Genomic DNA, 20,167 nt, shown 5'->3' with positions numbered 1-20,167 from the left:
CATGCAGCGCCGAGATGTCCTCGCCGGAATTGGCAGCGCTGGTGTGCTCGCGGGAGCCGGGGCGGTCGCAGTCTACGGTGTCCCCTCACCCGAGACGCTTCTCGGCGAAGATGGCGAGCGCCACGAACCACTCCCCATCGAAACCGTCGAGGCGCAAGGAAGTGAGGCGGGTGAGGTACTGATACCCGCACAGGACCAGCCGACGTTCATCGACCTCTTCGGTACCTGGTGTCCACCCTGTGTCGAACAGATGCCCGAACTCGCAGTAGCCAACGAGCGAATCGGAGACCAGGTGCTTTTCATCTCGGTCACGAGTGAGGGTGTCGGTGAGAACCGGTCGATTACCGAGGACGAACTCGTCGACTGGTGGGCCGAACACGACGGGAACTGGCTACTGGGGGTCGACCACAACGCGGAGATGACGGAACGCTATCTCGACGGGGGCTTTCCGACCGCAGCCGTCATCGACGCCTCGGGCCGCCTCCAGTGGTCCGACAGTGGCGTCCACTCGGCCGACGAGATCGTCGCGACGATTGAGGAAGAAACCGATGTGGAGGAATCTCCCTGAACATGGCGACGGTTGAACTCCTCTCTGCGGCCACGTTCGCCCTGACCGCAGGTATCGCAACGTTCTTCTCTCCATGTGCGTACCCGCTGTTGCCCGGCTACGTCGGCTTCTACGTGAGCCAGACCGAACAGAAAGAGGCCACTCTCACCGGTGCACTGAGTCGAGGGTTGATCGCCGGTCTCGGTGTCCTCGCCACGTTCGTCGTGCTGCTTGGCGCGGCGTTCTGGATCGGTCACTCGACGCTGACCAACATAACACTCTTCGAACCGATCGTCGGTGCCGTGCTCGTCGTCTTCGGCGTGCTCGTCTTGCTCGATCGTGCCCCCTCGCTGTCGGTCGCTCTGCCGAAGCGGCGGTCGGGTGTGAGCGGTTTTCTGATCTTCGGCGTTGGCTACGCACTGGCAGCTGCAGGCTGTGTCGCTCCGCTTTTCGGTGCGGTGATCGCGAGTGCGCTCACGTTCGAACCGATGTCCGCGGCGGTAGTACTCGGCATGTACGTCGGCAGCGTCGTCGTGTTGATGGTCGCGTTGACGGTTGCAACGGGGATGGGACTCGTCGCAAGCGCCGGCTCGCTGGCGGCTTACAGCGGCCTGCTCAAGCGTGTGGCCGGTGCGATCATGGTCCTGGCCGGACTGGGACAACTCTACCTGGCCATTTTTATTCTGGACGTGATCTGAACGGCGCGCCCGGTCCGACACTCTCGATGTACTCCGGTGGGGCTCACACCGCCAGCAATCCAGCAACAACACCACTCTCCTTCGATCTCGAAGGCGGTCACCTCCGGACCAACATACTTTGCCGGCCGCTTATTTGTAAGGGCGGTCAGTATACGGGGGTGTGCGACGAGAACAGTGCCCAAATTGCCTCGAAGGAACTGCCACCGAACGGAGCCGAACGATAACGGAATCCGGGCTCAAACGAACGTTCGAGTGTCGACACTGCGGAAACGATTGGATCGTCGTGTTTTGACTGCTGGCTGGCCGCTATCCGCCTCACTCGAGTGGGGCTCGAGTACAATTCGCGTTTCGGAAGAACACCAGGGCCGGCAACGGCAAGTCAGAGATGTATCCCGGACACGCCCGAAATAAATAGACGATGTATCAGGATCTGGTGCTCGCGACCGACGGCAGTGAGGGCGCAGCGCAAGCGACTGAACACGCGATCGAACTCGCCTACCGACTCGAGAGCACACTGCATATTCTCTCGGTTGCCGAAGAGGGACCACACAGTACCGAGAAACGCGACGAGATGCGCACCGACGCGGAATCGGACGCTGAAGCCGCCGTTGCCGAAGCGGAGCGTGCAGCCGCCGATGTCGGGATTGAAGTGACGACGACCATCCTCGACGGGGTCCCACAGGATGAAATCGTTGGCTTCGCCGACGAACAGGGGATGGATATGATTATCGTCGGCACTGTGGGTCGCTCCGGACTCGACAAATTGGTTGTCGGGAGTGTTGCTGAGGAAGTGATTCAGAACGCGTCGGTTCCGGTCGTCACCGTTCGAGAGTCGGAGGCTGAGTGAGAGGAACGGAACCGGTACCGGTCTGGTACCAATGTCAGTGCTAGTACCAATGTCAGTGCCAGTACCAGTGTCAGTACCTGTACCAGTATCAGTACCCGTAACACACACTTACCCACCCATACGGAATCGATAATTAACGTGCCAGAGGCGAAGACTCCGGTGTGACCGTGCGCCTCGGTCGCCGGCATGCACTCGGTCGGTATCGATACCGAAGCAGTCGCCGACCACCAGTTCGCTCACGCGGACTACCAACCCCGAAATCGGCGGTGAGTTGCCGATGAGCGACCGCGACAGCACTTCTGTGGCTGTCGGTGATCGCCCACTCGTTCTCGTCGTCGGTGACACCGCACCACTCGAGCGCACCGCCGCCGCGCTCGCAGATGCACTCGAGTCCGTCTCGGTCGAGAGCGTCGACAGCGTCGGGTCGGCACGCGAGCGACTCGTCGATGCGACGCGCCAGCAGGGAGCGAGTCGGCCGGTCGACTGTCTCGTCTGTGCCTACAGCGCCGATGAGGAGCGCTCACCGCTCGAAGCCCTCGTTGCACTCGAGGATGACAGTGCGGTGGCCAGACTGCCGCCAATCCTGGCGCTCACGACACCCGAGAATGGGACTGCGGCGCTCGCGGCCGGTGCCACCGACGTACTGACGCCAGCCGATCCGACGGCGGTGGTCGCAGCCCGCGTGGACGGCCTCGTTGGCCGACAGCAGGTCGAGAAAACGGATGATCGGGAGCGACGCAATCGCGAGCACGCGCGCGTTCAAACGATCCTCGAAACCACGACCACGCCGGTTCTGGTTCTCACGGAGACGGGCGAGATCCGGTCGGTGAACCCGGCCATCGAATCACAGACCGGTCACGCGCCACCAGTACTCGAGGGGGAGCGCCTCAGCGCGTTCGTCCACCCGGACGACCGCGAGGGGCTTCACCAGACTATCAGGACTGTCGCAGACGGCGCAGTCGGTACGACCGAACGCGTGCAGGTTCGTCTCAGGACGGCGGCCGGCACCTGGCGCGTCGTCGAACTCGCCTGCGTGTCCCGGCTCTCGGACCCGGCACTCGAGGGTATCGTTGCCACGGTCGAGTCGGTCGGTGCGGCAGCCGAGGTTGACGAGAGTGGCGACGCTGACGACGCGCCCGACCGTGCTGTCGTCGATCAGTTGCCGGTCGCACTCTGCTCGCTTGGTCCTGACTGGGAACTCCGGTGGGCGAACGATGCCGCCCGCCGGTTCCTCGGCGACACACCGAGCGAGCGGTCAGCGCAGACGGACGAAACAGCGGAGGCGTGGTCGAGAGCACGCGGCCCACTCGAGGGCACGGTCATCTGGGACTGCCTACCGGCAGCGATACGGGAGACGTTTGTCGAGCGGTTGCACGACGCCAGCGACCAGGGTTCGGGAGCGCAGTTCGAGACGCCAGCGCCGCCAGGGGTATCGGTGGGAGAACCCGCGACACGCTCCGATGCAGCCCAGTCCGACAGCGACGGTCGACTCCTCGTGACAGCCGCTCCGGGCGAGGACGGCCTTACGGTCAGTATCCACGAGATGCGTGTCAGTACTGCTGACGACGCAGACTCGGCGTCGACTCCCGCCGAAGAGAGACAGCGACTCGCACTTTTCGAGGAACTCGTCCACGCACTCGATGACGGAATTGCCGTTCTCGATGGGGAAACGATCGAGTTTGCGAATACGGCGTTACGTGAACTTGCTGCTACCGACACCGATACCGACACTGCTACCGATATGAACACCGACACCGGTACCAGCATCAACACCGACACACTCGCAGACACATCGATCCACTCGCTGTTCGACGACGACCTCGTCGCAACGATTCGTGAACGGGCGGACTCGCCGGTCTTCCGGTGGATGGACCCCGTCGAGGGAGACCTCCTCGGACCTCACGGCGACCGCCAGCGAGTCGACGTGCTGGTTGCCCCGCTTTCTGACGCCGGGCGAACCCTCTGTGTCGTGCGCGACCGCCAGCGCTCGGCCGCTGGCTCACTTTCGCGGCTCACGGCGGCACTCGAGTCGCTTCGAGAGCAGGCATCCCAAACGGCCATTCAACAGGCGGTCGTCGATGGGCTGCGCACGGAGGTGGACGCCGAGTTTGCTGGCTGGTACCGGCGTGAGGAGTCGGAGACGGGTTCGGGCTCGGCCGCGGACGATTCAGTGTCGGTGTTCCGTCCCGTTGCACTCGCGACTGGAGCCGACGTTCCGCGGCTCGATCCGCCCCCGGTTGAGCCGGCGTCGCTCGCGTTCGCGTTGGCGTTCGAGGGTGTGGACGGCGACGGTGACGATGACAGCGCCGACAGCGCCGACAACGCCGACACCGACGACCACCCACACACAGTTCGCATCGTCGACGACACCACTGCCAGCGCGTTTCTCGACCGGACCGGACTCCGTGCAGCCCGCGTCCTCGCCGTCCCGATCACCGACAACGACGTGATCCTCGCAACCGGCAGCGACCCGCTCGCGTTCGACGCACTCGAGACGGAACCAGTGTCCGCACTGGCTGCCGCGGGGAGCATCGCACTCGAGCGCGCCGTCGCACGCGACCGGACCAAGGACTGTCACCGCGAGCGCGAGCGGCTCGCAGCCACACTCTCGCACGCTGATGCGGTCACGGCGGGTGAACGCGAGGTGCTCACAGCCGAGAGCCGGAGTGCAGTGGAACAACGGCTCTGTGACGTGGGGCAGTCGCTCCCGACGACGAGTGAGGCGGGGAGTGGCGCTACCCCCACACTCGCCTGGTTCGGCCGCATCGAAACCGGCTCGGAAACCGTCACTCCACAGCGCTGGGCGGGTTCGACCGACGGGACTCACGTGGGTGAGAGCGACGGAGCGAGAGAGGGTGAGGGCGAGAGCAAGGGCGAGGGTGAGGGCAAGGGCCAAACAGCATTCGACACCGAAACCGAACCACAGCCACAGCCATCGATCACCATCGATACAGCCGCCACAGACCCCACTGCCCGCGCAGCAGCAACCCAAACACCCGCCGTCGTCGACGATCTTGCCACACTCGATGACGCTGACCTCGAACCAGCAACCCAGTCGTGGCACCAGACGTTACTCGAGTCCGGCGTTCGCTCGGCGGTCAGCGTGCCGGTCGAGTACGGTGGGATCAGCTACGGCGTGTTTACCGTCTACGCCGACCGTCCGAACGCCTTCGACGAGCGTGCACAGCAGTCGTATCGCCGGCTGGGAGACGTTGCAGGCTACGCGCTCAGCGCGCTTGCACGAACGCAGGCGCTGCTCACCGACCGTGTGACCGAACTCGAGGTCGTCCTCCACGAGTCGACCGATCCGATAACGAGCGTCGCAGGCCGTCTCGGCCGAGGGCTCGACGTGCGGGCAGTCGTTCCACGACCCGATGGCGGGTCAGCACTCTACTGTACGGTTCGTGAGTTAGACACCGAGCCCGCCGAAAGCGTACCCGCTGATGAGACGGGCGACTCGCTGTCGGCACTCCTCGAGTCGGCGACCGAACTCGACGGGGTGACACGCGCGCGACTCGTCAGTAATCGGGATGCACAGACTGGAGCCGGTGACGACACCGACATGGGCACAGGAACGGACATCCACACCAACAACACCAACACCGGAAACGGCCCCCCAATCGAACTCGTACTCGAGTCGGAGACGATTGCGGATATCCTCGCGGACCACGGTGGTGTCCTCCGATCAGTAGTGCCACTCGATGGGCGGACACGGTTGGTGCTGACGGTTCCCGGACCAGACTCGGAAACGAGCCCGGTGAGATCGATCGTCGAACGACTCGAGGCGACTGCTGAGAGTACACGGCTGGTCGCTCGACGCGAGCGAGATGCACGGCCACGGCCCACGCGGGCGTTTGATGCGGAACTGCGCGATCGGCTCTCGGATCGGCAGTGGCGGACGCTCGAGGCGGCGTACTACGGCGGGTTTTTCGCGTGGCCTCGCGAGAGTACGGGCGAGGAAATCGCAGCGTCACTCGATGTATCGCAGCCAACGTTCAGTCGCCACCTCCGAACGGCACAGCGGAAGCTCTTCGACTTGCTGTTCGACGCAGTCGAGTGATGGTGGGTCGGTGTGAAACCGGTTCGAAGCCGTTCGAATCCCTGCGTAATATCGTATTACCCATCTGTAGTCCACTCTTAGCCACAACTGCCAGGCGTGTGCGAGCGATAATTCACTGTTTCTTTCGCAGCGCTACGCTCACGTCTTTCGACGGATGAATACATATTGTATCGCGTTTCTAACCGATGTTGCTATCTAGCTGGCACGTCCATGTAAGTCGCGTCGAATCTCGTACGTAATGAGCGATCGTCCGGTAACAACAGCTTACGACAGCCATCCACACGGATGGGGGAGTGATGCGTGAGTCTCGATCTCACCGACGGCGAGACGTCGGCTGAGACCGATTCGGAACCGAAGACGACGACTGACAGCCCACCCTCGCCGCCGGGCGAGGCCCAGTGTGACGTCCTCCGATCACAGGCGGATGGTGGAATCGTGGCGCAACTGCGCCTCGAGCACGCCGATCTCGTGCTTCGCCCAACGCTTCGACGCGCACTCGACGTCACTGTCGAACCGGAATACTGGACGACGACGGACCGCACCGTGCTGTTCGTTACCGTCTACGGCACCGAGTTCGACGGCTTCGAGGGCGCGCTCGCGGAGGATCCCACGATTACCGACCCCGTACTCGTCGATCGCTACCCTGACAGGCGCGTCTACCGGGTTACGCTGACCGAGCGCGCGCTGACGTTCATGCCGATCGCGACCGACACGAACGGCCGAGTACTCGAGATCACCAGTACGCGCGACGGCTGGCTCGTACAGCTTCGATTCCCGAACCGAGACTCGCTTGTCTCGTTCAACGACGAGTGTCGCACGCGCGGGATGTCCGTCGCCGTCGAGCACCTCCGCGTCTCCGACGACGAGGACGACGGCGTCGTCGCACTCACGGAGAAACAGCAAGAACTCCTGCTGGTCGCCTACCAGGAAGGGTACTTCGACGTACCACGTGGCATCTCGCAGGACGAACTCGCGGACCGGCTCGGTGTCTCGAAGTCTGCGGTGTCACAGCGTCTTCGCCGTGCAATCGGCGAACTTTGTGGCGCGACGATCGCGTAGCGACGCTGCGTGTCGGAGGCTATTCTATAGTAGCCACTGCAAGTCAATGCACGCCTGATCGCACGACGAGCGCGCGGTTCGGAGCGAGCGCGGTTCGGAGCGAGCGCGGTTCGGAGCGAGCGCGGTTCGGAGCGAGCGCGGTTCGGAGCGAGCGCGGTTCGGAACGAACGAAGTGAGTGAGAACCGCGGACGACGAGCGGGGAACAACGTGACCCGCGAGCGAACGAAGTGAGTGAGAACCGCGGACCGCGAGCGGGGAACAACGTGACCCGCGAGCGAACGAAGTGAGTGAGAACCGCGGACGACGAGCGGGGAACAACGTGACCCGCGAGCGAACGAAGTGAGTGAGAACCGCGACACAGCGAACGCGGAACAACGTGACCCGCGAGTGGGCTGTGCGATCAGTGTGTAACGAGTTGCAGTTGTTACTATACAACTACTCTCCTCGTCACCGGTCAGCGGCAACTATCGACGAGCGATCGTGGAAACAGGGGTACTCGAGTACGAAGAGACGGAGCTGCGAAAACACGAAGTGAGCAAACGGCCGTTACTCGTCGTCGCCGTCGTCGTCTCGCATCTCGCCGAGCTGGGAGACGAGTTCGTCGGTTGAAACGTCGGATTCGAAGGACATCTGACCGTCGTGGTCGTTCTGGTGGACGTTGACCGCTTCGACATCGTCATCGTCGTCGGTCGTCTGTTGCTGCTGCTCGGATTCGTCGTAGCTACCAAAACCCATAGGATACCTGGGTCGGGACCACGCATAGGTGTGGCGGTTCGAACCTGCTCTGCAACGGGTTCGCACGTGTTTTTCGGCTGAATTGTTTTCTCACTTCCTCACTTCCCCACTTCCTCACTTCAGCCGGAGGTACTGGCGGTCGTACTCCGGCTCGCCCTGTCGCGGGTGAATCGTGATGAACGACTCCGGTGGCAACTCGGCGAGACGTGCCGGGAGGTCCTCGAGTTCGGAGTGCCAGCCGACGTCACCGCGACGCGGTGCGATAGAGACGATCAGGTCGTCGTCTTCAGTCTGGCTCTCGAGTCGCGGCAGGAGCCGCCCCCAGTTATCGATTTCGTCGAACTCGGCTGGGGTATCTTCCTCGACGAGGTCGAACAGCTGTTCGTACTGATGGGCAGAGCCCTCGATGACGATCACGTTCAGTTCGGCACCGAGATTGGAGGCGAGGCGCTTGACGATGTGGACGGCCTCGTAGAAGCCCTCGTGGTGGTCCGCGCCGAGCGGGACGACGACGAAGAGCCGGCGCGTCGTGTTGATCGGGTGACCGAGCCGAGAGATCAGGACGGGAAGCGTCGTCTGCTCCAGGACCTGATCGATGATGCTCCCGAAGATGCGATGGCGGAAGCTCTCGCCTGCGTCCCAGCCCATGAGGATCTGGTTTGCCTGCACCTCGACGGCACCCTGGACGATTCCGGACGCAACGTTGTGGTTGACGCGGGTCTCGGTCTCGACTGGGACCTCTGCGGCGCTGCCGGCGGCCGCGAGCTCGTTGAGATCGGACTGGACGCTGGCGACCTGCTTTTCTGTCGGTGTGGAACCGTCGGGCTGGACGACGGTCATTGCGTTGATCGGCTCGCTACTGCGGTCGCCCTTGAGCACGAACGCGAGTTCGAGGAGCCGGTGCTGGAGATTGGCGTGGTGTGAAAGCGGGAGCAGGATCGAGGGGTCGCGGCCGTCGCCGTCGTCCTCGCCGACCTCGCTCTCGTAGGCGAGTTTCGTCGCGGCACGTTCGGTGACCCACGGGCTCAAAACCGCCGTCACGAGCAACAACAACACGACGGCGTTGAGGATTTCGTCGGTGAACAGCCCAATCTCAAAGCCGATGAGGGTAATCGCCAGTGCGGCCGCGGCCTGTCCAGTCGACAGTCCGAAGATGACGTTTCGCTCGTTCGGTGTATAGCCCTGTATCCTCGAAACGAGGAGAGCGGCGGCCCCTTTTGTGGCAACCATAATGCCGACGACCAGGGCCGTAATTTGCAGCGTTTCTGGACCAGCCATGATAACTGTCGGATCGACGAGCATCCCGACGTGGAGCAGGAAGAACGGGATGAAGAAGGCGTTCCCGACGAACTCGATCCGGTTCATCAACGTTCCACCCTGCGGAATGAGCTGGTTGATCGCAATCCCGGCGACGAACGCCCCCAGAATCGCGTCGAGGCCGAGGATCTCTGCGAGCGTCGCCGCAGCGAAGATTGCCGCCATGACGAAGAGGAATTCGAAGTAACTCTCCTGGCTGAAGTTCTGGAAGAACCACCGCGAGACCGGCGGGACCACGAGCCAGGCGCTGCCGAACAGAAGGACGATCGAGAGGGCGACCTCACCGAACAGCAGGAACGAGAACCCGTCCTCGACGGCACCCGTCACGACCGCGAGAACGACGAGCGCGAGCGTATCGGTGAAGAGAATGCCACCGAAGACGGCCGCAACGGCCCGATTCTTCGTGACGCCGAGTCGGTTGACGACCGGGTACGCCAGAAGCGTATGCGAAGCGAACACCGCAGACAGCAGGAGTGCGCCCTCGAGTTGCAACCCGAGAATCGTGTGTGTGGCAAACGTCCCGACGAGAAACGGAATGAAGAAACTCGCCAGTCCGAACAACGTCGCGTTCTCCGGTGCCTCCTTGAACGTCCGAATGTCGAGTTCTAGCCCGACAGTGAACAGCAGATAGACGAGGCCGACCTCACCGAGTAGTTCGATCGCGTCCGAGTGCTCGACGAGTTCGAGTGCGTCCGGACCAATGAGCGCGCCAAAGAGCACGATGCCGACGATACCAGGTTGGCCGAATCGTTTGACGAGGAGCGGCCCGACGAGGAAGACGACCATAGCGGCCGTAAAGACGAATACGGGTTCCTCGAGCGGGAGAGAGACCGGTTCGACGACGAGTGGTGAGAGCATCGATGAGGCGACTGTATAGCGGTTGGTAACAGCAACTGCTCGATAGTTCCGGCAAGTTATGCAACTTTTGTCGTCGTTCGAGAGGGAACGGCGTACTCATCGCGACAAACGGGGGAGGAAGTTAATAAAATGCAGGATTTCGATCGGCAAATATCGATGAGTGACCAATTTCGTCCCGTCCGTGGAATCGAAACTGGAGGGGCGACCGATTGTCCCACTATTGACTCGCTACTCGCCAGTTTTGTAGCCGATTGCCGACGGCACGTCGCGCTGGTCATCGCCAACTGAGTCGTGCTCCGACCACCCCCATTCATCCTGCTGTTTCCACGCCATAACTGGACGTTCGGCAGCGCGTACACCATCGTTCGGTGTGCCATACTCGGGTCTCCCTCGCATGTTTGGTTGACATACCCTCGAAGTCGTGCAGGTTCAGTGTGGGTGTTCGGAGAAATTGCCAGCAGAGAGAACGTTTTTCAGAAAGTCGTTCACGAACGTAGAACGGTCACGGCCGGAACACTGTCGGAGAGTAGTGAAGAACTGGCAGTACCTGTCGCTGTGACTGTCCTGAGTAGTCAATCTATAGTAATGGGTTCGGCCTGATTGAGAAGCTACTATGTCCGCGCACCGTTCCAACGCCCACCGGATCGGGACAGGGGACCGATCGATTCGCCGTCGGTCGTCTCGCTCATCCAGCTCTCGCTTCCGGTCCGACTCCCGGTCCCAGCCCGCAGGTAGCTGCGGGACTGGCGAATGTGGATCCGAACACAGGCACGGTCGGCCCGAGTTCGAGATTGCGTTCGAGTACAGACACGAAACTGCGACCACAGACCCCTACTCACTGGTGAGTTGCTAATGTGTGGCATTATCGGTCACGTCGGCACTGACGACGCACTGGATACACTCCTGACCGGGCTGGAGAATCTCGAGTATCGTGGCTACGACTCCGCCGGTATCGCGGTCCAGAACGGCTCCGGTATCGCCGTCCAGAAACGCTCTGGGAAGGTCGAGGAGCTAAAGAGTTCGATTGGAGAGCGCCACATCGAGGGTAACGTCGGCATCGGTCACACGCGCTGGTCGACTCACGGGCCGCCGACCGACGAGAACGCCCATCCACACACCGACGGCACCGAAGACGTCGCCGTCGTCCACAACGGCATCATCGAGAACTACGCTGGGCTCAAAACGTGGCTCCGCGAGCGTGGCCACACGTTCACGAGCGATACCGACACCGAAGTTATCCCACACCTCATTCAGTACTACCTCGACGAAGGCATGGAAAGCGAGGCCGCATTCCGTCGTGCCATCGACGAACTCGAGGGGAGCTACGCCGTGACCGCGATGGTCGACGGCGAACACGTTCTCTACGCTGCTCGCAAGGGCTCCCCGCTCGTCGTCGGCGTCGAGGACGACGAGTTCTTCCTCGCCAGCGACGTGCCGGCGTTCCTCGAGTACACCGACACCGTCGCCTATCTGGAGGACGGTGACGTAGCGATTATCGACGTGGAGGGCGTCGAGTTTACCGACCTCGCAGGCGAGTCAATCTCGCGCGAACTCGAGACCGTTGAGTGGGACCCCGAACAGGCTGGCAAGGGCGAGTACGACCACTTCATGCTCAAAGAGATTCACGAGCAACCGACCGCGCTCGCCCAGGCCATCGAGGGCCGAATCGACCCCGAAAACGGGCGAATCGCGCTCGAGGATTTCCCGCCGGGGACGTTCGACGGCGTCGAGAACGTCCAGCTCATCGCCTGCGGGACGTCCTATCACGCTGCCCTGTACGGCTCGGTCGCGCTGAATCAGGCCGGCATCCACGCGACGGCGCTGCTCGCGAACGAGTATAGCGTGACGGCACCGCCGGTCGACGACGACACACTCGTAATCGCGGTCACCCAGAGCGGCGAGACGGCAGACACGCTGAGTGCGCTCCGGCAGGCGACCGCAGCGGGTGCCGACACGCTCACGGTCACGAACGTCGTTGGCTCGACCGCCGCCCGCGAAGCTGACGACACGCTGTTCATCCGCGCCGGCCCCGAGATCGGCGTCGCCGCAACCAAGACGTTCTCCTCGCAAGCCGTCATGCTCACACTGCTCGCCCAGCGGATCGCCGCCGATGCCCGCGACGAGACTCCGGCGGACCTGCAGTCACTACTCCCCGACCTGGCCCAGATGCCGGGCCAACTCGAGGACCTGCTCGCCACAGACGACGCTGCACACATTGCGAGCCAATACCAGGGCAGCCAGTCGTACTTCTTCATCGGTCGCGGCCTCGGCTATCCGGTTGCACTCGAGGGCGCGCTCAAATTCAAGGAGATTACCTACGAACACGCAGAGGGCTTTGCCTCGGGCGAACTCAAGCACGGGCCGCTCGCGCTGGTAACGCCGGATACGCCGGTGTTCGCGGTCTTCACCGGCGAGGAGGACGAGAAGACGCTGAAGAACGCCGAGGAAGCCCAGACACGTGGTGCGCCGGTCATCGCGGTCTGTCCCGAGGGACACCGCGCGGCCGAGGTCGCAGACGAGCATCTCGAGATTCCCGACGCTGACGACGAACTGGCGGGGCTGCTCGCGAACGTGCAGCTCCAGCTCGTCTCCTACCACGCGGCGGAGCTGCTCGATCGGCCGATCGACAAGCCGCGGAACCTCGCCAAGAGCGTCACGGTCGAGTAGCGAACGTGCAGCGACCGCTGCCCACGGCAGTTCTGTGCTGTTTTGCGGTCAGGACAAGAGTACAGGTGACGAGAAACGGCAGCTACCGGAGCCGAGGCCACCCCCGTAGCCCCGGCTCCGCGCAGCGCCGGGTGATCGTGACCCATACTCGAGTGATGTCGAACTCGAGTGGGCTGGAAGAGCGACGATCGAGCAACGGTGTGGTACTGACCGACACTCCTCCACTGTGACTAGCCGGAGCAGGTTACATAAAATCGGCCCCTGGGAACGTCGGCTTCGGGGGTTTCAACGGTTTCATCGATTTCGACAGTGTTGGGGAAGGAACAGGACCGGTCTATCGATCTCGTTCGACCACTTCACCCGGTCGCGACGTCGCGCCGGCGTCGAGTTTCAGACCCGGCGTCAGACTCGTGTTGATCCCCGTTTTGACCCCGTCGCCGGCGACGACGCCGAACTTCCGGCGTCCCGTCGAGAGCCGCTCGCCCTTGACGGTGAACTTGATCGCCTCGTCGTCGTGGCGAAGGTTGGCGACCGTCGTCCCCGCACCGAAGTTGACGTTGCGGCCGAGCACACTATCCCCGACGTAGGAGAGGTGGCTGACGGACGTTCCACGAGAGAGAACGCTGTTTTTGATCTCGACCGCGTTGCCGACCGACGCGTCCTCGTCGACGAGCGTTGCCCCGCGAATGTACGCGTTCGGCCCAACCGTCGCACCCGAGCGGATCAGCGCTGGTCCTTCGATCAGGACGCCCGGCTTCACCGTTGCACCCTCCTCGACGACGACGTCGCCCTCGAGTTGGGCCGCGTCGCTGACCTCGCCCTCGATGCGCCGGTTGAGGTCGCCGAGCTTCCACTCGTTGGCCTCGAGGAGTTCCCACGGGCGGCCAACATCCATCCAGCGATCGGTCGTGACCGGGGTGACCGCGAACTCGTCGATGACCCGAGCGAGGACGTCCGTGATCTCGTGTTCGCCGCGTTCGCTGGCGGGGACCTCGAGCCACTCGCGGGCGCGCTCGGGGAAGGCATACGCGCCGGCGTTGGCGAGGTTCGTTGGCGGATCGGCGGGTTTCTCGACGATATCGACGATGGTGTCGTCCTCGGTGCTCAGCACGCCGTAGTTGCTCGGGTTCTCGACCTCGACGGCGCAGACGGCGGGGCAGGCGTCGAAGAGCGCGTCGATCGCGGCAGGGTCGTAGAGATTGTCCCCGTTGAGGACCGCGAAGGGGCCGTCGAGGTGCTCGCTCGCGGCGTTGACGGCGTCCGCGGTGCCGTCCTGGCCCTCCTGGACGGCGTAGGTGATCGGGACCCCACGATAGCTGTCGTCGAAGTGCGCTCTGACGGTTTCAGCCTCGTAGCCCACGACGAGGACGATTTCCTCGGCCCCGGCGTCGATCGCGGCGTCGACGGTGTGGGCAACGAGCGGTCGGTCGGCGACTGGTAACATCGGTTTCGGGACGGACCCGGAGAGCGGCCGAATCCTGGTGCCCTCTCCCGCTGCGAGAACGACTGCTTTCATGACCCTGACCTACGGCGATGTCGGGGATAAATATACAGCATCTAATCGAACGAACGGAGCGTGAGAAAAACAGTTCACAGCGTTCGACACAGTCGATATCGCTGGTGTTGGACAGACCACAAGTGGCACCAACTGAGCGCCACGCTCACCCGTAGTGAAACTGACAGCGACTCGCTCGACCAGCGGCGCTGGCGAACGCCACTCGAATCTGAAACTGTGGCGAGAATGGCCAGTAAAACGAGCCATTACGTTCAGGAAATATTGAATTTCGCAACGTAGAACCGGTTACAGTGTCGATTTCCACAACCAGGTGGAACCGGGTAAATTCGGTATAAACGGCGGTGCTACCGTCCAGAAATCGAGTTATGCGGTCTATATTAAATACCCTTCTGTGGCTACGGCCTGATGATGTCGACGGAACCAACTGATGCGAAGTGGACGCCGATGACGTCTCGCCAGCAAACGAGCGCCCCCCGCTGTGTCAACTGCGGCAACCAGGTCACCCGCCAGTTCGCTCGCGTCTTCGGTGACAATCGCGACGTCGTCCACGCTTGCCCCGACTGTGCGACGTATCGCGAGATGAAGACCTCCGATTTCATCCCCGAAGAGGAGCGCTAGACGCACAAATACGTCGAAAGACGGTAACAGACACCGTAACAGACACCAGAAGATGCGGCTCCGTGGCAGGATCGCCCGTCTGCGTTCCCGTCCCACCACCCGACTGGGGAGGTCGTGCTCATCGACTCCTCACTTTCGTCTGATGGACGGCTTACCTCCTCTCTCGATTTTCTTCCCCCTCCGATCTCGCTTTCTTGTACCCACGTCTCACTTTCTCACTCACTGTTCTTCGCCTCACACCCAGCCGCTCCACTCCCAGCCCGCTCCACTCGAGTGCACATTCCGCTGTCAGCCCACAGCGATCACTGTCTTCTCACCGCTCACCGGCTTGCGCCACTTGTTCTGGTATGCCCGCCGCGTTTTGCAGGGGAAGGAGCAGGTGAGTGAGATGAGACAGCAGGCTATGCGAGGGGGCAGTCAGGTGAGTCGAGAGGGCCGAGAGGGCCGAGAGGGTCGAGAGGGCCGAGAGGGTCGAGAGGGCCAGGAGAATCGGGAGAGTCAGCAAAGCCAGAACAAGTAGAGGAGCCAACTGTCCGAAAAACCGCCGAACACATCGCTATCCCGTTACTGCTCTGTGATCCCAACCGCATCGATCGCGTCTTCGACCAGCGTCTGTGCCTCGTCGAAGACGCGCTCGGCGGCGGCTGCAGAGCGGGCTTCCGCCGTCACCCGGACGAGCGGTTCTGTCCCGCTCGCACGGAGCAAGAACCAGCCCTCGTCCGTCTCGACGCGGACCCCATCCAGCGTGTCTACGTCGTCGTAGGCCTCGGTCACGCGCTCTTGCACGGCTGCCATCACTGCTTCTTTCTCCGCCACCTCGATCGATGTGCGCCGAATTGGGTACTGTTCGATTTCGCCCGCGAGCTCGGAGAGTGGGCCCGCTGTGTCGACGAACTCGACCAGCTTGCAGGCTGCGAGCGGACCATCCGGGCAGAGCGTCTCCGCTGGCCAGATCCAGGCCCCGCTGGGCTCGCCACCGAAGGTTACGTCGTCCTCGGTTGCTCGCTCTGCGACGTAGACGTCACCGACCTGCGTCCGCGTGACTGACGCGCCAACGGCCGCGAGCGCGTCGTCAACCGCGAGACTCGTATCGACCGGTGCAGCGACCCGGTCGCCGTCAGCCGCTGCCTTGCGGGCGAACAGCGCGAGCAACGCGTCTTTCGGAACGAACGTTCCCGTCTCGTCGACCGCCATCATCCGATCCGCGTCGCCGTCGTGGCCAATCCCGAGATCCGCGTCGGTGTGCTCGACCATTGCAGCGAGAGAGTCGAGCGTCTCCGCGTTCGGCTCGCTCGGCCGGCCGGGGAACGAGCCGTCAGGCTGGCCGTTTAGCGTTTCGACGGTGCAGCCGAGGCCGTCGAGGACAGAGGCAGTGATTCCGCCAGCCCCGTTGCCCATATCGACGATGACATGTGGGGTGCCCTCGATGGTGACCGCTTCCGCGAGCTGTGCCGCGTGATGCTCGGTCGCGTCTTCATACTGCCGGCGCGTGCCGAGTTCGTCCCAGGCGGCAAGGTCGTAGTCAGACTCGTGAATCCGGCGTTCGATTTCGTCGCGCTGGTCGGGACCGAACGCCTTGCCCGAGGGCGTCCAGAGCTTGAGGCCGTTGTCCGTCTTCGGGTTGTGCGAGGCCGTCACGACGATGCCGGCGTCTGCGTCGAGGTGGTCGATCGCGCGGGCGACGGTCGGCGTCGCCGCGACCCCGACCTCGATCACGTCCGCGCCGCACTCACGGAGGCCGGCCGCGACCGCGTCGACTAGCAGCAGGCCGCTCTCGCGGACGTCTCGTCCGAGGACGACCGTGTCGTACCCATCCGAAGCAACCGCTCGGCCGACAGCGAGTGCGAGGTCTGCCGTTACCTCCTCGCCGACCGTCCCGCGGATGCCACTCGTTCCGAACATACCGGTCGTGACGCGACCCAGCGCCTTACTATGTTGTGGTTAACAGCGCTCGCTCGTGTAAACGAGTGTCGTCGGTCGTTGCGTTGCAAAGAACGGACCACCAACTTTCGGTTAGCACAATCCTATGATTCTGAACCGTCGAAACGGTATAGAAGCGCCACGAGGTACGCCGAGACAGTTGACTATGAGTGCCACTGACTCCGAGCCCGACGCCGAACCAGACCGAGATCCAGATCCGGAACTCGAATCCGAAGCCGAATCCGAATCCGAGTCAGCGCCCGACCCGAGCACCACCCTCACCGACCTCCCGCCAAGCGCCAAACTCGTCTACAAGGTACTCGAGTACGAGGGCTCACTCACTCAAGAGGAACTCGCCGCGGAGTCGCGGCTGTGTTCGCGGACGGTTCGCTACGCGCTCGGCAAACTGGAGAACGCGGAGCACGTCGACAGTCGAGTCAGTTTGCAGGATGCACGGCAGTCGAAGTACCGGATCGCCGAGCAGTAGGTGGTGCTAAATAGTCGAACAGGAGCCTCGAACCGGTTACCGATACTTCCGATATCGATCCACCACCAGATCGAACCCGAACGCCCCCGAGGTGATCACGTAGTTCGTCACCAGGCGGGGGTTGAACTTCGCTTTGTAGCGGTTGATGCTCGGCACACCCGCCCCGACGAGATCGTAGTACTCGAGTCCATCCCGGAGACCGTCGCGCATGACGTGCCAGTCGAGGAGGTCGTTGATGGCGAGATCGGTGCTGACGGTGGTGTCTGCGTCGGGTCTGACACCACCCTGCCACCGGTAGCGGGTCGTCTTGGACTCAACGACGAGAATACCGCCGAGAAACTCACCATCCACGCGGCAGACGTAGGGACGGAGCGAACCGTCGGGAAGCGTGCGGTGAAGTGATCGGGCGAACTCTGGGCTGAGGTGGAACGCGCGCCCCTGGTTCTCGTAGCGGGCGGCGACCTGCTCGACGATTCGTTCGACGTCGTCGGTGTCGCCCTCCTCGATGGTGTAGGCGTCCTCGTCGGCGTTTCGGATGTTGCTCCGTGCGTCGCTGCTGAATCGGTCGAGGAGATCGTCTTCGGAGCCTTCGAGGTCGACGACGTAGGTGTATTCCGGCTCTACGTTGTACTTGTTCCAGACGAACGGGCGAACGTCGTCGAACTCGGCGGCGGCGAACTGGGTGTACAGCGGCGAGAGTTCGGTTTCGAGCCACTCGAAACAGCCTTCGAGGAAGCGCTTGATTCGCCGGTCAGCCTTGCGCTGTTTGAGCTTGTCGACGTTCAGTAGGGCGGGGCCGAGGTAACACGACCACGACTGCGGGGCAGGCGAAAACGCGCCCGTGACCGGTCCTCTGGTGAACTCGAAGATCGGAAAGATGCCGACCGCCTCCTGGCCCTTGAAGCCGACGAGCAGGTGCGGCGTCGTCTCCGTGTCCTGTGCCTGCAGCCGGATCGCGTCCGCACGAAAGAACGGGTTCGTCCCGTCCGAGCGCTCGACGTACCGGTCCCACTCGTCGGCGTCTTGCCACGGGTCGAGTTCGGTAATCTCGATACTCATAGGTACCCCAGATCAGAGAGACGGTCTTCGACCGCCCGGTCGTCGGTCACGGTGATCGGGTCGGGTTCGTAGGCCGGGTACTCCGTGCGCGAACTCTCCTCGATCACCGGAAGTGTGGTCCCGTCCATCTCGGCATCGATGGGCACGTCGAACAGCGAGCAGATCGTCGGTGCGATATCGAAGATCGTCGCACCCGCGACGCCGGCACGCTCGTCGAACGCCTCGCCTGACGTCGCCACCACGCCGGTTTGCTTGTGGTTCCAGGCCTCCATCGGCTCGCCGAACTGCGCCTGTCCGAGGTCGGCGGCGACGGCTGTATCGAAGTCGGCCGGGACGGTGACGATATCCGGCGCGTGCTCGACGTACGGGCCGTCGAAGTAGGCTTCCCGCGGCGCGACGGCGTCGAACACCGGCTCACCGTCCGGCGTTCGCACGTCCGCCAGCGCGTCGATCACCTCGTCTCGCACCCGCTCGTAGTCATCAGCTGGCACCTGCCCGTTCGGCTCGCGCCCCTCGAGATTGATCCGTAACCCAAGCTCACTCTTCGAGCGCATGTAGACCATCGAATTCGGGAAGTCGACCTGCTCGCTCGCCGCACGGATCATATCGTTGGGTACCCGTCGCCCGATCGGCTCCTTGAGCCCGACGTACTCGAGTGCACTCGCAACGCGCTGGGTCGTGATCCCGACCCTGGCCGCGGCGTTCATCGCCCGTTCTACCGCGCCCGCCTCGTGCTCGCTCGCGTCCTCGCCTTCCAGCAGATCGTTCTCCCAGGCGGTCGACCAGTTTGGCATTCCCTCGCCGCCCTTCTGGCCGTCCAGGTAGCCCTGGTCGCGCAGGAATTCGTTGACCCGGAACTCGGGGCCGGAGACGGGCCCCATCCCGTGGTCGCTAACGACCAGGATGTTGTCGGGGTCGGTCTCCTCGAGTGTTGCTTCGAGCTGGCGGTCGACTTCGCGGTAGACTGCCTCGATGGCCTTCTTGTCGCCCGGACGTTCGTGGAAGACGGAGTCAGTGAGCTGGAACTGGAGAAAGCCAAAGCCGGGCTCGATGCGCCGACAGAGGTAGCGAAACGCTTTCCCGCGGAGTTCGAGGGTCCGTTCGTAGCCCTCGATCGATCGGTCCGGTTCGGGACCGCTCTGGGGGTAGATCCGGTAGTCACCGCAGGCGAGCTTCACGTCCTCGAGTATCCCTTCCGGATGGCAGTCGGGGTCTTCGGGTGCGGTCATCCCCGGAATCAGTGCGCCGTCGAACTCCCGTGCGGGGTGGGTGACCGGCACGTTGACGACGACACTCGAGATGCCGTGGTCGGAGAGCAGTTCCCAGACAGGGCGTTCGCGCACGTGCGTCGAGTTCACCACGTCCCAGTCGTAGCCATCGAAAGAAAGGAAGTCGAAGACGCCGTGTTTGCCGGGGTTCTTCCCGGTGTACATCGACGGCCAGGCGCTGGCCGTCCACGGCGGAATCTGGGACTCGAGTGGCCCGCTAGCGCTGTTGTCGAACAGTTGCTGGAGCGTCGGAACCTCGCCATTCTCGAACAGTCGATGGAGAATTGGCCGACAGCCGGCGTCGAGACCGACGACCAGCAATCGAAGCCCAGGTTCGTCTGTCGAATCGTCCATGGATGACATGTTTCGGCGTCCGGGCTTTGTTATGCGAACTCTTGTGACCTGTAAGCCCGGTCTGCAGCGGGAAGCCGTCGGCAATCGACGAATCGATTCGTCGCCGTAAGTTCGGCTTTCGCGACCGCTGTCGACTGTATCGGCCGCATCACTAAG

At 63.0% G+C, this 20,167-nt stretch carries 14 protein-coding genes; 8 read left to right on the top strand and 6 right to left on the bottom strand.

Annotated elements, in window-relative coordinates:
- Window position 1: 1 nt before the first annotated feature.
- The 5 genes from NMAG_RS14750 to NMAG_RS14730 all read left to right on the top strand — a co-directional run bounded on the left by NMAG_RS14750 (window position 2) and on the right by NMAG_RS14730 (window position 7,211).
- A complete protein-coding gene (locus tag NMAG_RS14750) occupies window positions 2–568 on the top strand; it encodes a TlpA family protein disulfide reductase (protein ID WP_004214683.1) in 567 nt (188 codons plus the stop codon).
- Window positions 569–570: 2 nt separating this feature from the next.
- A complete protein-coding gene (locus tag NMAG_RS14745; protein ID WP_004214685.1) occupies window positions 571–1,245 on the top strand; it encodes a cytochrome c biogenesis CcdA family protein in 675 nt (224 codons plus the stop codon).
- A 418-nt stretch (window positions 1,246–1,663) separates the two neighbouring features.
- Entirely contained in the window at window positions 1,664–2,092 is a 429-nt protein-coding gene (locus NMAG_RS14740) for a universal stress protein (RefSeq protein WP_004214687.1), read from the top strand.
- 277 nt (window positions 2,093–2,369) lie between these two features.
- Complete coding sequence (locus NMAG_RS14735; protein ID WP_012996773.1) at window positions 2,370–6,152, top strand: bacterio-opsin activator domain-containing protein; 3,783 nt, start codon at window positions 2,370–2,372, stop codon at window positions 6,150–6,152.
- Window positions 6,153–6,452: 300 nt separating this feature from the next.
- Window positions 6,453–7,211, top strand: coding sequence for a helix-turn-helix domain-containing protein (locus tag NMAG_RS14730; protein ID WP_004214690.1), 759 nt, complete (start codon window positions 6,453–6,455; stop codon window positions 7,209–7,211).
- A 547-nt stretch (window positions 7,212–7,758) separates the two neighbouring features.
- Here NMAG_RS14730 and NMAG_RS14725 read toward each other — a convergent pair.
- On the bottom strand, window positions 7,759–7,947 hold the full coding sequence (locus NMAG_RS14725) for a DUF5786 family protein (RefSeq protein ID WP_004214691.1): 189 nt from the start codon (window positions 7,945–7,947) through the stop codon (window positions 7,759–7,761).
- 114 nt (window positions 7,948–8,061) lie between these two features.
- A complete protein-coding gene (locus tag NMAG_RS14720) occupies window positions 8,062–10,122 on the bottom strand; it encodes a cation:proton antiporter (RefSeq protein WP_004214693.1) in 2,061 nt (686 codons plus the stop codon).
- An 852-nt stretch (window positions 10,123–10,974) separates the two neighbouring features.
- Between NMAG_RS14720 and glmS the strand changes: the two genes are divergently transcribed.
- A complete protein-coding gene (glmS, locus tag NMAG_RS14715) occupies window positions 10,975–12,789 on the top strand; it encodes a glutamine--fructose-6-phosphate transaminase (isomerizing) (protein WP_004214696.1) in 1,815 nt (604 codons plus the stop codon).
- A 334-nt stretch (window positions 12,790–13,123) separates the two neighbouring features.
- Here the strand turns inward: glmS and glmU are convergent, their stop codons facing one another.
- Window positions 13,124–14,305, bottom strand: a complete 1,182-nt coding sequence (glmU, locus tag NMAG_RS14710) for a bifunctional sugar-1-phosphate nucleotidylyltransferase/acetyltransferase (RefSeq protein ID WP_004214697.1) — start codon at window positions 14,303–14,305, stop codon at window positions 13,124–13,126.
- Between the two features lie 408 nt (window positions 14,306–14,713).
- Between glmU and NMAG_RS14705 the strand changes: the two genes are divergently transcribed.
- Window positions 14,714–14,923, top strand: coding sequence for a DUF7563 family protein (locus NMAG_RS14705; RefSeq protein ID WP_049912840.1), 210 nt, complete (start codon window positions 14,714–14,716; stop codon window positions 14,921–14,923).
- Between the two features lie 564 nt (window positions 14,924–15,487).
- Here NMAG_RS14705 and glmM read toward each other — a convergent pair.
- Entirely contained in the window at window positions 15,488–16,825 is a 1,338-nt protein-coding gene (gene glmM, locus NMAG_RS14695; protein WP_004214700.1) for a phosphoglucosamine mutase, read from the bottom strand.
- A gap of 184 nt (window positions 16,826–17,009) precedes the next feature.
- Between glmM and NMAG_RS14690 the strand changes: the two genes are divergently transcribed.
- On the top strand, window positions 17,010–17,330 hold the full coding sequence (locus NMAG_RS14690; protein ID WP_004214701.1) for a MarR family transcriptional regulator: 321 nt from the start codon (window positions 17,010–17,012) through the stop codon (window positions 17,328–17,330).
- A gap of 36 nt (window positions 17,331–17,366) precedes the next feature.
- Here NMAG_RS14690 and NMAG_RS14685 read toward each other — a convergent pair whose 3' ends face one another.
- Both NMAG_RS14685 and NMAG_RS14680 read right to left on the bottom strand, forming a co-directional pair.
- Window positions 17,367–18,389, bottom strand: a complete 1,023-nt coding sequence (locus NMAG_RS14685) for a lipid II:glycine glycyltransferase FemX (protein WP_004214702.1) — start codon at window positions 18,387–18,389, stop codon at window positions 17,367–17,369.
- Window positions 18,386–20,011 carry an alkaline phosphatase family protein gene (locus NMAG_RS14680; RefSeq protein WP_004214703.1) on the bottom strand — a complete coding sequence of 542 codons (1,626 nt, stop codon included), beginning with the start codon at window positions 20,009–20,011 and terminating at the stop codon, window positions 18,386–18,388. The genes NMAG_RS14685 and NMAG_RS14680 overlap by 4 nt, the downstream gene beginning before the upstream one ends.
- Window positions 20,012–20,167: the final 156 nt, after the last annotated feature.

Origin of the sequence: Natrialba magadii ATCC 43099, from assembly GCF_000025625.1 — an archaeon.
GTDB lineage: Archaea > Halobacteriota > Halobacteria > Halobacteriales > Natrialbaceae > Natrialba > Natrialba magadii.
The sequence above is the reverse complement of the archived record's forward strand: the minus strand, read 5'-3'. Positions and strand labels throughout refer to the sequence as shown.